The organism is Niallia yueguangensis (assembly GCF_052663115.1).
The window spans coordinates 1-478 of sequence record NZ_JBQTCX010000069.1 but is presented as its reverse complement, the minus strand read 5'-3'; the positions used below and the strand labels follow the sequence as shown (position 1 = coordinate 478).

Below are 478 nucleotides of genomic sequence, written 5' to 3'. Positions count from 1 at the left end.
ATGGCTTATTTGTCAACCGTAAAAGACGCATCCACTAATGAAATCCTAGCTTACCATGTGTCTGATCGCATCACTTTGGACATCGCAACCCAGACGATCCAAAAATTGATGAACAATAAGAAAGTTACGCTCCATAAAGATGCCTTTATCCACTCAGATCAGGGAAGCCACTACACAAGCCCACGATACCAGAAGTTATTAAAAAAATATGGTTTGGGCCAGTCTATGTCACGGAGAGGTAACTGTTGGGATAATGCCCCACAGGAGTCATTCTTTGGCCACCTGAAGGATGATGTCGATTACCAATCGGCAAAAAACTTGAAGGAATTAAAGTCGAAAATAAATCATTACATGGTTTACTATAACAATTACCGCTATCAGTGGAATTTAAAAAAGATGACCCCTATTCAATATAGGAATCATCTTCTAGCTGCTTAATCTCTTTTTTTATTGTGTCCTTGACATAGGTGCCAGTTTA

The 478-nt window shown here is 39.1% G+C and carries 1 protein-coding gene; it reads left to right on the top strand.

Annotation, left to right across the window (positions count from 1 at the left end; all coding sequences use genetic code 11):
* Window positions 1–438, top strand: a 438-nt coding sequence (locus tag ACTYA4_RS22190) for an IS3 family transposase (RefSeq protein WP_443483704.1), incomplete at its 5' end; no start/stop codon positions are given.
* Window positions 439–478 lie beyond the last annotated feature (40 nt).